2 protein-coding genes are annotated in these 388 nt (G+C 68.6%); one reads left to right on the plus strand and one right to left on the minus strand.

The window, feature by feature from the left end:
• Window positions 1-158: phosphoenolpyruvate carboxylase (locus tag AB4Z27_RS29740; protein WP_441646079.1), on the plus strand; the 158-nt coding region annotated here is incomplete at its 5' end.
• Between the two features lie 37 nt (window positions 159-195).
• On the opposite strand, the gene AB4Z27_RS29745 is transcribed toward AB4Z27_RS29740, so the two are convergent.
• Window positions 196-388: ferritin-like domain-containing protein (locus AB4Z27_RS29745; protein WP_441646078.1), on the minus strand; the 193-nt coding region annotated here is incomplete at its 5' end.

Below are 388 nucleotides of genomic sequence, written 5' to 3' on the forward strand. Positions count from 1 at the left end.
CCTACCTGGACCCGCCCTACCTGGACCCGCTGAACCACTTGCAGGTCGAACTGCTCAAGCGCTACCGGGCAGGCAAGGACGGCGACGACGTGCGCGTGCGGCGCGGCATCCACCTGACCATCAACGGCGTGGCGGCCGGGCTGCGCAACAGCGGCTGATCGACATCGACATCGACATCGACATCGACATCGACATCTAGCCGACGAAGGCCCCGGGCACGGGGTCTTCGCCGAGCGCCGACAGCAGCACGGCCCAGTGCATCGCCTCATCCCCGAGGATGCTGCCGGCGGCCCGGGTCAGTTCGCGGTTGTGGAAATTCGGCAATACGCCGAGGTAGGCCGCCGTGGCGCCCTTCTCCAGCCCGGCCGCGAAGCGCAGCACATCGGCC

The sequence above is a fragment of the Cupriavidus sp. KB_39 genome, from assembly GCF_052114485.1.
In the GTDB taxonomy this organism is placed as follows: Bacteria; Pseudomonadota; Gammaproteobacteria; order Burkholderiales; family Burkholderiaceae; genus Cupriavidus.